This window comes from Litorilituus sediminis (genome assembly GCF_004295665.1).
Taxonomy (GTDB): domain Bacteria; phylum Pseudomonadota; class Gammaproteobacteria; order Enterobacterales; family Alteromonadaceae; genus Colwellia; species Colwellia sediminis.
Genome location: NZ_CP034759.1, coordinates 4,210,602 through 4,223,831, shown reverse-complemented (window position 1 = coordinate 4,223,831; position 13,230 = coordinate 4,210,602). Strand labels below are relative to the sequence as shown.

Here is a 13,230-nt window from a genome sequence, read left to right as displayed (position 1 = left end):
TACTTTTAATTAAAACAACACAACTGCTTATTGTTTTACCATTTAATGTACTATTTTTAAACAGGTTAAGCTGGTATTTGCGTTTTTACTTGCCCAAACTGTGATGACAGATAGAATTAACTATGGAGTAGTTGACAATTTTAGCAACACAAACGGAGTATTCATTTGCTTAAGCTTGCTGTTTTACTGGTATTAATTTTCTACGTAGCAGACTGCATTGCTGAGCAAGGGGTCAGCGCAAAAAAAATTAAGCTGGGTATGTCTAACGCGCTAACGGGTCCTGCTGCAAAGTTAGGCTTAGAATTAAAAAAAGGCTCTCTAGCCTATTTTCATAAGCTAAATAAAACAGGTGGCATTCACGGCAGAGAAGTTGAACTCATAAGCTTAGATGATGCTTATGAGCCTATCCACACGGTTGCAAATACTCATCAATTAATTGCCAAACAGGTATTTGCCTTATTTGGTTATGTTGGCACACCAACCTCACATGCAGTGATGTCTATCATTAAATACAAGCAAATCCCATACTTAATGCCGTTTACTGGGGCAAAATTTCTTAGAACGCCAACACAAAAAAATATTTTTAATTTAAGGGCAAGTTACGCACAAGAGGCTCAGGTTCAAGTAAACTACCTTGTAGAAAAGCAACACTTTAAAAATATAGCCTTAGTCATTCAAGCGGATGAATTTGGTTTAGCTGCTGAAGCAGTATTCACCCAATCTTTATCTAGCTATAACCTTAACCCTGTCGTTGTTGCTCGCTTTCAACGTAATAGTAATGACATAGATAAAGTACTAGTTAAGTTATTACAGCAGCCTGTTGATGCGGTTATCTTTGTTGGAACTTATCAACCTTTTACTTCTTTAATAAATCAAGGCTTTGCGAAAGGTTTTAACCCTTACTATTCCAGCCTTTCTTTTATTGCCAGCAAAGAAGTATTCTCTGAGCTTAGTCAGCCAAGTAAAATATTAATCACAGAAGTTGTTCCTAACCCTGATAGCTGTCAATGGCAGGTATGCAAGCAGTTTCGCGCTGATATGAAAAGCGCAGGTCATAATGAACTCAATAGAATACAGTTTGAAGGCTATTTAAATGCGCTGGTTTTTGCACAAGCTGCCAAGCAGTGTGCTATAGAGCTAAACCGAGAATGCTTAATAGCGCAACTGGAGCAATTTTCTCTATCAAACCTGACTATGCCTATTCAGTTTTCAGCTAATAACCACCAAGGCTCACAGCAAGTGTACTTATCATTAAGTGATGCCGTGAACTAACAAGTCTAAGTACATTAGTAAGCTATTTAGTGCGATTAGCCTTACTTACAGACCAAGTTTCAAACACTGCTGCACTTATCACTAAAATACCACCAATAATCGTCAGTAAATTCACTCTCTCTTGTAAAAGAAAATAAGCTAATACACTGCCATAAAGTGGCTGCAAACATGAAATTAATCCCGCCGTTGTTGCAGATAAATGACGTAAACAAGAAGCAAATAACGCATGAGGTGTAGCAGTAAATACCACACCAACAAGTAGTAATAACAACCAATTATCAACAGAAACCTGCCCAGGGGGTACTTCAACAAAAAGGCATAACATAACAAAAGCGACTAAAGTTTGATAAAGCATGGTATGCGGGCCAGAATAGTGAGAAAAGTAATTCTTATGCAGTATATTTCTCACCGCAAAAAATACTGCCGATATCACTCCTGTCACTATTCCCATAGTCACTTGATTACCTAAACTTATTTCTGGAATAAGTAAATAAATACCCAGCATAACAACCAGAGCAGTGACAATATCTTTACCTTTAGGTCTGGTTTTATTAAACAGAGGCTCAATAAAGACTGTGATCACCGGGTAGGAAAAAAAAGCAATAATACCTATGGTTACACCAGCCATTTGCATTCCGGCAAAATAAGTAACCCAATGAATACCAACAACCGCCCCTAATAACGCAGCAATAGCGTAATCTTTAGCACTAGATAATAAGATTTTTTTTCTTTGCATTGTCAACAATACCAGTAATGCCATTGCAGCAACCGCGGTTCTATAAACCGTAATATCTAATGCAGGTAGAGAAATAAGTTTAGAAAATAGCGCGGTGCCGCCAAAAAGTAATACGGCACTGTGGAGATATAACAAGCTTTGTTGGTGAGCTTTCATGAAAGGAACTTCTAGTTTTTGTTAAATTGTAACCAAGTAATGATTGGCTGCAAAATACAATTCGTTATGAGATATATAGAACTAACACGCGGTTAATCAAGATCATTAAGCGGCCAAGTAACAATATGATCTTCAAATTGCTCTACGCCAACCTCATCATCTTTAACAATTTTTCCGCGAACTGACATACCTGCATTATGCATTGCTGTTTTTTTGCCTTTGTTTAATAACGGGTGCCAAGAAGGCATACCTCGCCCTTCTTGCAACCTGCGATAAGTACAACTAGGCGGCATAAAGAACACCCCATCAATATTATCTTGTGTTAGTCGCACACAATCTGGCACTAAGGTTGTTCGCTGTTGATACTTAGTACACTGACAAGTTTTTTCATTAAGTAAATAACAGGAAATATTCGAGTAGTAGAGCTGCTCACCTTGCTTAATATGATCTGTTGGTAAAAGGTCAACATCACTTTCTGTTTCATCATCATTGATAAAGGTATGCAAACAGCACTTAGCACAGCCGTCACATAATGACTCCCACTCATCTCTGGTCATTTCTGCCAAAGATTTCGTTTGCCAAAACGGAACAACTTCTACTTTTTTACTACGGCTCTTCTTTCTCATAAATTCTTTAATTATTTAACGGGTGGAAACTTAATGCGATCAGATAAATGACCAACAGAGCTAACAAAGTAATAGGACAAATTCCAATGCATTAAACTCTTATAATTATCATAGGCTAAGTAAACACGGCCGTTTTCATCATCTGGAAACACCAAAGCAGCTTTAATATCTACGTTAGGTAAATTGGTGCCATCAACTCGACGAACCCCAAGTGCTTGCCACTCGGCTAAAGTTTTCTCTGTTTGTGACCAAGCTTTTAACCAATTTTTTCTGCTACCTGTATTTTTAGGTATAGCTAAAGAGGTATCAAAACCTTCTGGCAGCTTAACTTGTCGACCCCAAGTTAACTCATCGCTCCAGCCTTCTTTTTGTAAGTAGTTTGCCATGGAAGCAAAAACATCCGCTTGGTTTTGCCAAATATCTTTTTTGCCATCACCATCGCCATCAACTGCATAGGCTAAAAATGAAGTGGGCATAAATTGATTTTGCCCCATAGCGCCAGCCCAAGAGCCTTTCATATTTTCAATATCAATATGCCCTTCTTCAAGAATAGTTAAGGCCGCAAATAACTGCTTTTTAAAAAAGGCTTCTCGGCGTCCTTCATAAGCTAGCGTTGATAAGGCAGAAATAACATTATAGTTACCCATTATTTTACCAAAGTTAGTTTCCAAGCCCCATAAAGCAACGATAAACCTAGGTTGCACGTTGTACTTTTCACCGACATCAGTCAATAGAACTTGATGTTCTTTATACAGGGCTCTTGCTTTATCCACCTTCCATTTAGGTACGCGTTTCGGCAAGTAGGTATCTAACGTTTCAACCTTTTCCGGTTGACTTCTATCGGCCTTAACCGCACGTTGATGAAATTTAACTTTGGCAAAACTTGAATCTACCATGGCCTGTGAAAAACCTTTTTCAAGCGCTTCAACTTTTAATTGCGCAACATACTGTTCAAAGCCTTCTTGAGAGAGTTCTTTTTTCTTTGCCTCAACACTAAATGAAGCAATATTTGCCGATAAACCTAAGGCTGCAATTAATAACGTAGCATAAACTGTTTTCTTCACTGACATATTAAGCTCCTTGCTTTTTATTCGACATCATTTCTGCTTTATGCGCCTTTAACATATCTTCTTTTGGTGGCGGCAATTGCAAATAAAAACCTTGCTCATCTAAGCTAGTTTTTACTTTATTAATATCTGCCATGCCTAATTTATCCTTAGTTGCTAAATTAACAATGGTGACTAAAGTAGGCGTACCAAACGTGGTCATTAGCGCTTCAGGCACATCGGAAAAATCATCTCTTTTTTTGATAAACAGATATGTTTGTTCTTTTTTAGCACTTTTATAAATGGCACATAGCATAATGGAGACCTATTGTGAGAAATGATAATAAACAGAGTGCAATATAACATGAGCAAAGTGTCATGTTCAGCGATTTATTGTAATTAAAATAAAGGCGAAAAATAAACTTATGTCATTTAACGTTCAGCAAAGCCTCGCGCAGCGAAGTCTTGTAACGATTGACCAAACAATTGATAGCGCCAATCTGAAAGCAAATCAACATGAAGCGAGCTCGCTTGAGCATCATTGATATTAAAATGCCAAGTTAAAAATTGGTTCAGCTGTTTCTTTGACGCTAAATTTTCAACGGCAATACCACTTTGCTCACTAATAGCTGTCATAAAGGCTTTTAGTTTTTTGAAGATTTGTTTATAGCCTGGGTGTTCATCTAAGCGCTGAATTTTTTTCGGATAACTGCTGATATCATCTTTTTCAGCTTGACGTAAAACCGCTAACATGGCTTTACCTTTATGGCGCACATCAAGTAACTCTACCCCAGTCAGGTTTAGCATTGCACTTATACTGCTTGGGTTTGCTTGAGCAACAGCCATTAAGGTGTGATCTTTGGCAATAAAGCCTATGGGTAAATCGCGTTTCTTCGCCTGTTGATAGCGCCAACGAGCTAAGTGTTTTAGACTATTTAGCTGTTTTGGGTTTAATCGCCAGCTCATTTTAATATGTCGATACAAGCTATCTTCGTCAATATCAGTAAACTTTTTCTCAACTAGGTTATTCGACTCTTGCTGAACATAATCCCAATAGCCTGCGTCTTTAATATCTTGTAATAGCTTAGGGTAAAGCGATATCAGGTAGCTAACATCGGCACTCGCATAACTTAACTGCTTATCCGTTAATGGCCTTTTCATCCAATCCGTTCGAGATTCTGACTTATCTAGTTCAACCTGGCAATAATGTTTCACCATAGCGGCATAGCCCATAGAGAGCCCATGCCCTAGAAATGACATCATCACTTGACTATCAATTAAGTTAGCGGGTTTACACTGACCAACCATTTGAAAAATCTCTAAATCTTCAGAGCAGGCATGCAGCACTTTTGTAATATTCTCATCGGTAATTAAGCGCCAAAAGCCAGATAAATCATCAACAGCTAACGGGTCTATTAGTGCGAGCTGCTGACCATCAGATACCTGTAACAGGCCAAGCTTTGCATAGAGGGTTCGGGTTCTTACAAACTCAGTATCTACGGCAATAACACTTGCTTTACTTAATTGCTCGCACAAGGCATCAAGTGCTGGCTGATTATCAATGTACTGATAGCTCATTTATCTACTACTTACTTGGCTGATTACTTATGACGACGGCGCATGCTTTGTTGATGGCGTTGCTGGTGTTTTTTCACTGAGCGTCTGATTCTACGGCTCTTAGCATTATCCATCGCCTTTTCATCAACCCTCACTTTACTTTGCGTTTCTGGTTTTAAATTGACTAATTTACGATAGTAATTCACTTCTTTAAGGCCTAATTCTGTCCAGCCACCTAAAGGTAGTTGACGCTGCATTTGCATATCACCATAGCGTACGCGGATCAGTCGGCTTACTTGAATTTCTTGGCTTTCCCATAAGCGGCGAACTTCTCTATTGCGTCCTTCAGACAGCACGACATGGAACCAGTGATTTCGTCCTTCACCGCCGCGATAGGTAATTTTTTGAAACTTAGCTGGGCCATCTTCTAATTTTACCCCAGAACGCAATGTTTGCAGTTTAGCTTCGGTGATCTCACCAAATACTCGAACCGCATATTCTCGTTCAACACGTTGTGATGGATGCATTAAACGGTTAGCTAACTCGCCATCCGTGGTAAATAACAGCATACCTGAGGTATTAATATCTAGGCGGCCCACGGCTACCCAACGCCCGGTTTCAAGTGGTGGTAGGCGGTCAAATACCGTTGGTCGTCCTTCTGGATCTTTTCGTGTACACATCTCACCTTCTGGCTTGTTATACATAAGTACACGACAAATATCTTCACCTTGTGCGGTCAACTTAACTTGATGTCCATCAATACGTATTTGCTCACTGCCATCAACACGATCGCCTAAGTAAGCAACTTTACCATTAACGCTAACACGCCCCTCACTAATGTAAGTTTCCATTTCACGGCGCGAGCCTTTGCCAGCACGGGCCAGTACTTTTTGTAGCTTTTCAGAGTCTGTATGGGTAGCTTTTTGAAAGTTAACTTTTTTCGGCTGTTCAACAAGCTTTTGTTGGCCACGGCCTTTTTTACTGTGAGTTTTGTTAGCTTTTGCTGAATTTTCTCGGCTATTGCGCTTACTTTCGCCTTTAGTAGCAGGTTTACCTGCCCTACCTTTAGCGGCTGTATTTTTTTGTGAATCTTTTGCTTGAGACATAGTTTTTGCTCCGTCAGTAGCGCCTCCCTAAAAGGCTACTTCTGACTCAATTAAACGTAATGATGCACACAACTTACATTGTGCTACATGCGCTACTGAAACGGTGATGGGTCGCCTTCACCGACACGAATTATTTCAATATCATCATTCGAGAAATCTATCACTGTGGTTGGGTGTTCCCCTAAATGACCGCCATTAATGATTAAATCTACTTGGTGTTCTAACAAATCTCGAATCTCTTCTGGATCATACTCAGCCATCTCTTTGCCGGGCATAATTAAGCTGGTAGACATTATAGGCTCTGCAAGCTCAGCCAACAAGGCTTGGGCAATGTTATTATCGGGCACACGAATACCTATGGTTTTTTTCTTAGGATTTAATAAGCGTTTTGGCACTTCTTTACTGCCTTTAAAAATAAAGGTGTAAGGACCTGGGGTATTATTTTTTAGTAAACGAAAAGCACTATTATCAACACGTGTGTACTCAGATAGTTGAGATAAATCTTGGCACATCAAAGTGAAGTTATGTTCTTTGGTTATATCGCGAATTTGACAAATACGATCAAGGGCTTTTTTATCACCTAAGTGGCAGCCAAGTGCATAACCCGAATCGGTTGGATACACAATCACGCCACCTTCATTTAAAATAGCTGCCGCTTGTTTCATTAAACGGCCTTGAGGATTTTCAGGATGTACGTAAAAAAACTGACTCATAACTAGTTATCCTTGCTACAACAATATTAAGTTTTAATTAACCATCTTAAGCAGTAATTTACTGCCATTGAGCCCAAATAGGTTTAACGCCATCGGGTAATGTGAGATTTTTACCTAAGTCACTCCAGCGGTTTGGACGATGAAAGTCCGATCCTAATGAAGCGTACAAATTATATTCTAAACAGTATTTTAGCATTGTTTGTCGCTGCTGGGCATTCATTTGTGGTAAGACGATTTCAAGGCCATCGCCACCAGTGTCTTTAAATTGAACAATTAAGCGTCTTAACCATTTAGCTGATAAGTCATAGCGAATCGGGTGTGCCATCACAGCACTACCACCCGCTTGATGAATAACGCTAACAGCCTCTTCAATTGTGCACCAATTAGGTTTTACAAATGCCCTTTTGCCCTTACCTATATACTTATCAAACGCCTTTTGCATGGTACTAACATGACCTTGCTGTAATAAGACCCGAGCAAAATGAGCACGGGTAATGCTCCCCTCTCCAGCCAGTTGTTTAGCGTCTTGATAAATATCTGCAAAGCCGCATTTTTCTAACTTTTCCCCCATAGTTAACGCGCGTTGCTCTCTAGCCTCTTGTTGCTTAGCAACTAACGCGGTTAAAGCTGGGCTTGTTTTATCTATATTTAAGCCAACAATATGAATTTCAAAGCCCTGCCAGGCCGTTGAAATTTCAATACCGTGAATTAAAGTAAGTGGAACATTTTGCGTTGCTATATAAGTTTCGGCTATATCAAGACCAGTAACAGTGTCATGATCGGTAATGGCCAATGCCGCTAATTGATAGTTCCATGCCCTATCAATCAAGGCTTGTGGTGACAAACTACCGTCAGAGCAAAGAGTATGGCTATGCAAATCAATTCTGCCGTGACTAAAGCTATCTGTTTTTTTTATCTCGAATGGAAAATCAACGGTTGACAGTAGCGCCATAATATTGTCTTCTATAGGGGAACAACTTGTAATGGTACAAGTTTACTGATTAGAGCAATATAATGATACAAGCAAATGACTTTTCTTTAAAAAAGTCGGTAACTACAACGACATTTATTTGGTGGTGGCATAACTCTACATAGTGGGTTGTGATATTTGCTGTATCTGAAAATCAGATAAAATCAGAAATTTTTCAAAAACCCGCTAACTTAAGCGGGTTTTTTACGTTTAATAGCATAAAAAATTGTATACAATACGCCAGCATTACTATGGCGCAAAGTAGCAACACACAGACGGTGGCACAATGAACAAGACAAAGACGTGGTTTTTATGGTGGCTTTTGCCTATCTATGCAGGATGACAACACCTATAAACCAACTGAATAAGTAGAATGAATATGAATTTAAATGTACACAATGGGCACAATACGGCGGTATTAACTCAGTCGATTACAGCGCCTTATCACAATGATCCTTTAGCCGTTTATCAGCTATTATGTCAGCACAAAGAAAACACCCTGTTACTCGAGTCTGCTGAAATAGACAAAAAGCATCTATTAAAAAGCTTATTACTTACCGATGCCGCAGTAAAAATTGTTTGTCGTGGTCAGCAAGTAAGCTTTACTGCGCTATCCAAAAGCGGTGAACAAGCCTTAGCCTTTGTTCAAACACAATTAGCCGATAAAGCTAAGTTAGCTTTTTCTGAAACAGATAAAGCACTCACCGCAGTATTTCCAGCAGTAGAGCAAGAGCTTGATGAAATGTCTCGTTTAATGGCAAGCAATCCATTTGAAAGCTTACGTTTATTTAAACGTATTGAAAATCATAATCAGCATCCATTTGCCATTTTTCTTGGTGGTGCTTTTGCCTTTGATATGATGTCTATGGCTGAAGCGCTGCCTGACGTTCAAGAGGGTGAAAATACTTGCCCAGACTTTGTTTATTACTTAGCAGAAAACTTAGTGGTAATCGATCATGAGCAGCAAAGTACAGAAATCATAAACAACCATTTTACTCTAGATAAAAATGCCACAATTGATACACAACAAAATGCTCGAATAGAAGAGATAAAGCAAATACTGGCAAGCCCAGTTACGCCTATGCCAGCCATTAAAGCGCAACAACCTGCGCAAAGTGAGGTAACAAGCGATCTTAGTGATGACGCATTTTGCTCTATCGTTAATAAGCTCAAAGAAAACATCAGAGCAGGTGATATTTTTCAAGTGGTACCATCTCGTACCTTCACCTTGCCATGTCAAGATAGCATCAGTGCTTATCAAGCCTTAAAGCTAAGTAACCCTAGCCCTTATATGTTCTACCTACAAGACAGTGACTTTTGCATTTTTGGCGCTTCACCTGAATCAGCCATCAAATATCAACAGCATAACCGTCAAGTTGAGATATATCCTATTGCAGGTACAAGACCGAGAGGCTTTGACCAGCACGGTAATATTTCTCTCGATTTAGATAGCCGCATTGAACTTGAATTAAGACAAGATAAAAAAGAGTCTGCTGAGCATATCATGCTGGTTGATTTAGCAAGAAATGATATTGCTCGAGTAAGTCAAGCAGGCACACGTTTTGTTGCCGATCTATTAAAGGTAGATCGTTACTCTCATGTTATGCACTTAGTTTCACGGGTGTGCGGCACATTATTACCTGAGCTTGATGCCCTACACGCATATCAAGCCTGTATGAATATGGGCACCTTATCTGGCGCACCTAAGGTAAAAGCAACCTCATTAATTCGAGAAGTTGAAGGTAAACGTCGTGGTAGTTATGGCGGCGCAGTTGGCTATTTAACAGGTAATGGCGATATGGATACCTGTATTGTTATCCGCTCGGCTTTTGTTAAAGATAATATTGCCCAAGTACAAGCTGGTGCCGGTGTGGTTTACGACTCAGACCCACAAAGCGAAGCCAACGAAACCAGACAAAAAGCGCAAGCTGTCATTTCGGCCATTAGCCGAGCAAATAACGTAATTCGTACAAAGGAGCACTAAGTTATGACCAAGTTATTTATGTTAGATAATTTAGACTCTTTTACTTATAACCTAGTAGACGAGTTTCAATGTTTAGGCTTTGAGCCAACGGTGTATCGCAATACACTGGCAGCAGACTTTATTTTTGAAAAGATGCTCGAGCATCATAACAAAACAGGTGAAGACGTATTATTGGTGCTATCGCCTGGACCTGGCGAGCCTCAAAATGCTGGCTGTTTAATGGCTTTGATTGAAAAATGTGCCGGTCGAATCCCTATGCTAGGTATTTGCTTAGGCCATCAAGCGCTGATTGAACACTACGGCGGTAAAGTTGGCCGTGCTGATGAAATCGTTCATGGTAAAGCTTCTGCAATAACGCACTCTGCAACAGGTGCATTTGCTAATATTCAAAATCCTTTACCTGTTGCCAGATATCATTCACTCGTGGGAAGCAATATCCCTGAGTCACTTGACGTTATTGCAGAATATAACCATATGCCAATGGCGATTAGTCAGGCTGAAGATGCGGTTCTGGCATTTCAATTTCACCCTGAATCCATTTTAACTACGTTCGGCTCTACCCTGCTTGCGCAAAGCATTGACCATTTGCTTGCTCAATCAGCTCAACTTACAGGAGTTTCTTATGAGTAATAATAATGTTTTAACTGAATTAGTCGCCGGTAATAACTTAAGCCAAGCACAAAGTCAGCACTTTTTTCAGGCGGTATTAGAAGGTAAGGTTGATCCGGCATTGCTGGCAAGTGTACTAACAGCATTAAAAATCAAAGGCGAAACGTCAGCAGAAATCGCCGGTGCTGCCCTTGCGATAAGACAAGCGGCAACAAGCTTTCCTGAGCAAGCACAAGCCGTTTCTGATTGCGTTGGTACCGGTGGCGATGGCGCAAACACCATTAATATTTCCACAACAGCAGCTATTTTAGCAGCAAGTTGTGGCTTAAAAATGGCTAAGCATGGTAACCGTAGTGTATCGAGCATGTCAGGCTCAGCAGATTTACTTGAAGCATTTGGTGTAAACCTGAATATGTCGCCTGAAACAGCCAGTAACTGCTTAGATAAAGCTAACCTTTGCTTTTTATATGCCCCAGCCTACCACACAGGTTTTAAATACGCAGGGCCAGTAAGAAAAGCCATGGGCATTCGCACGCTATTTAATATTCTAGGACCATTAGTAAACCCTGCAGCACCTAAAGTAATGTTACTTGGCGTTTATACACCTGAATTACTCGAAACAATCGCGCAAGCCTTATTACTTACCGGCGTTGAGCGAGCCTTTGTTGTTCATGGTAGTGGCCTTGATGAAATTGCCTTACATGGCGATACTCAATTAATTGAAATAAATAATGGCCAATTAATTGAGCGAACCATTTCACCAGCAGATTTTGGCTTAGCTAATTATTCACTTGAAGACATCAAAGGCGGTACGCCACAAGAAAATGCTGACGTGATCAAAGCAATCCTGTCAGGCAATGGCAAACCTGCGCATAATTCAGCCGTTGTTATCAACTGTGCTGCCCTACTTTATTTACATGGCAAAGCAGCAACCTTAAAAGAAGCGGCACAACTTGCCAGCGAAGTACTGGCATCAGGGCAAGGTATGCAAACCTTGAATAACCTTGTTAGTCTATCAAATGAAAAAGAGAGTAAATAATGGCGAATATTTTAGAAAAAATTGTTGCTGATAAGCGCATTGAAGTGGCCAATTTAAAAAAGGCTAAGCCATTAGCAGACTTTATTGATACCTTAAAGCCGACAAGCAAAGACATGTATGCCGCACTGACTCGAAGTGCAGACAAACCTTATGCAGGTTTTATATTAGAGTGTAAAAAAGCATCACCTTCAAAAGGTTTGATCAGACCTGACTTTGATGTAAAAACCATATGTCAAACTTATGATAAATATGCTGCGGCCATTTCAGTATTAACCGATGAAAAGTACTTTCAAGGCACTTACGATTATTTGCAAACCGTATGTCAAACTGTGCAAAGTCCGGTACTTAATAAAGACTTTTTTATTGATAGTTACCAAGTGTATTTAGCCCGTTATTATGGCGCTGACGCAATTTTATTAATGCTCAGTGTATTAAGTGATGATGAGTACAAGGAATTAGCTAGCGTTGCTGAGCAATACAACTTAGCGGTATTAACCGAAATATCAAATGAAGAAGAAAAACAACGCGCTATCGATTTAGGCGCAAAAATGATTGGAATAAATAATCGCAATCTACGTGATCTTAGTACGGATATTTCTCGTACATTTGACTTTGCTCCAAGCATTCCAGACGACAGAATAATTATCTCAGAATCAGGCATTTACACTAATGCGCAAGTCAGAGAATTAGCACCTGCTGTTGATGGTTTTTTAGTGGGTAGTTCGTTAATGGCTATGGATAACAATCCACATAATGATATTGATCTTGCCTGTCGAAAGTTAATCTTTGGTAATAACAAAGTTTGCGGGCTTACAGCTCCTGAATATGCACAAATGAGTGCCAAAGCCGGTGCCAGATATGGCGGATTAATCTTTGCTGAAAAATCTCCGCGTTGCGTCAGCTTAGAACAAGCCCTAGAGATTGTCACAACAGATACAAAACTTGAATATGTTGGTGTGTTTGTTAATCACCAGCGCCAAGAAATAGTCAAGTTAGTAAAGGCGCTTAATCTTGTTGCCGTTCAACTACATGGCAGTGAAGACGAACAATACATTAATGCGCTAAGAGAGCAACTAGACAGTCATGGCTGCGTACGTTGTCAAATTTGGCAAGCAAATGCCGTTATCACAGAAGTACCTGAGCTAAGTAAACAAGTCGCTCATCATGTACTCGACGGTAAGTCTCCTGGTAGTGGTCAAGCATTCGATTGGCAACTATTAAGCAAAAGTGAGCAAGATTTATCTGCCAGCTTATTAGCAGGCGGATTAAACAATGACAACCTTAATGATGCATTAAGGCAATTAACCGATTTAGATTTATTTGGCTTAGACCTGAATTCAGGCGTTGAAACAAGCCCAGGTCAGAAATCGAGCGACAAACTAGCGAGTGTTTTCGCTCAAATTAGGAATTATTAAC

At 39.8% G+C, this 13,230-nt stretch carries 13 protein-coding genes; 5 read left to right on the top strand and 8 right to left on the bottom strand.

The annotated features are described in order from the left end of the window. Positions 1-165: 165 nt before the first annotated feature. Positions 166-1,272 carry an ABC transporter substrate-binding protein gene (locus tag EMK97_RS18710; protein ID WP_130604277.1) on the top strand — a complete coding sequence of 369 codons (1,107 nt, stop codon included), beginning with the start codon at positions 166-168 and terminating at the stop codon, positions 1,270-1,272. A gap of 22 nt (positions 1,273-1,294) precedes the next feature. Here EMK97_RS18710 and EMK97_RS18705 read toward each other — a convergent pair whose 3' ends face one another. The 8 genes from EMK97_RS18705 to rnm form a co-directional block, all read right to left on the bottom strand. Then, positions 1,295-2,164 carry a DMT family transporter gene (locus EMK97_RS18705; protein WP_130604276.1) on the bottom strand — a complete coding sequence of 290 codons (870 nt, stop codon included), beginning with the start codon at positions 2,162-2,164 and terminating at the stop codon, positions 1,295-1,297. 92 nt (positions 2,165-2,256) lie between these two features. Next, positions 2,257-2,790: a YcgN family cysteine cluster protein gene (locus EMK97_RS18700; RefSeq protein ID WP_130604275.1), complete on the bottom strand. Its 534-nt coding sequence runs from the start codon at positions 2,788-2,790 to the stop codon at positions 2,257-2,259. A gap of 11 nt (positions 2,791-2,801) precedes the next feature. After that, complete coding sequence (locus tag EMK97_RS18695) at positions 2,802-3,860, bottom strand: lytic murein transglycosylase (protein WP_130604274.1); 1,059 nt, start codon at positions 3,858-3,860, stop codon at positions 2,802-2,804. A gap of 1 nt (position 3,861) precedes the next feature. Continuing rightward, positions 3,862-4,152, bottom strand: a complete 291-nt coding sequence (locus tag EMK97_RS18690; RefSeq protein ID WP_130604273.1) for a YcgL domain-containing protein — start codon at positions 4,150-4,152, stop codon at positions 3,862-3,864. A 116-nt stretch (positions 4,153-4,268) separates the two neighbouring features. Next, the gene (gene rnd / locus EMK97_RS18685) at positions 4,269-5,414 is read right to left on the bottom strand and encodes a ribonuclease D (RefSeq protein WP_130604272.1); all 1,146 of its coding nucleotides are present in this window, start codon (positions 5,412-5,414) and stop codon (positions 4,269-4,271) included. 23 nt (positions 5,415-5,437) lie between these two features. Beyond that, a complete protein-coding gene (gene rluB, locus EMK97_RS18680) occupies positions 5,438-6,244 on the bottom strand; it encodes a 23S rRNA pseudouridine(2605) synthase RluB (protein ID WP_246028961.1) in 807 nt (268 codons plus the stop codon). A gap of 347 nt (positions 6,245-6,591) precedes the next feature. After that, the gene (locus EMK97_RS18675) at positions 6,592-7,212 is read right to left on the bottom strand and encodes an L-threonylcarbamoyladenylate synthase (RefSeq protein WP_130604270.1); all 621 of its coding nucleotides are present in this window, start codon (positions 7,210-7,212) and stop codon (positions 6,592-6,594) included. A gap of 58 nt (positions 7,213-7,270) precedes the next feature. Continuing rightward, a complete protein-coding gene (rnm, locus tag EMK97_RS18670; protein WP_130604269.1) occupies positions 7,271-8,164 on the bottom strand; it encodes an RNase RNM in 894 nt (297 codons plus the stop codon). A 397-nt stretch (positions 8,165-8,561) separates the two neighbouring features. Between rnm and EMK97_RS18665 the strand changes: the two genes are divergently transcribed. From EMK97_RS18665 to trpCF, 4 genes are read left to right on the top strand one after another with little or no spacing between them, the layout of a single operon-like run. Next, entirely contained in the window at positions 8,562-10,166 is a 1,605-nt protein-coding gene (locus EMK97_RS18665) for an anthranilate synthase component 1 (RefSeq protein ID WP_130604268.1), read from the top strand. 3 nt (positions 10,167-10,169) lie between these two features. Continuing rightward, on the top strand, positions 10,170-10,796 hold the full coding sequence (locus EMK97_RS18660) for an aminodeoxychorismate/anthranilate synthase component II (RefSeq protein WP_130604267.1): 627 nt from the start codon (positions 10,170-10,172) through the stop codon (positions 10,794-10,796). Further along, a complete protein-coding gene (trpD, locus tag EMK97_RS18655) occupies positions 10,789-11,814 on the top strand; it encodes an anthranilate phosphoribosyltransferase (RefSeq protein ID WP_130604266.1) in 1,026 nt (341 codons plus the stop codon). Before EMK97_RS18660 ends, trpD begins: the two co-directional genes overlap by 8 nt. After that, the gene (trpCF, locus tag EMK97_RS18650) at positions 11,814-13,229 is read left to right on the top strand and encodes a bifunctional indole-3-glycerol-phosphate synthase TrpC/phosphoribosylanthranilate isomerase TrpF (protein ID WP_130604265.1); all 1,416 of its coding nucleotides are present in this window, start codon (positions 11,814-11,816) and stop codon (positions 13,227-13,229) included. The genes trpD and trpCF overlap by 1 nt, the downstream gene beginning before the upstream one ends. The last annotated feature ends 1 nt before the right edge of the window (position 13,230 follow it).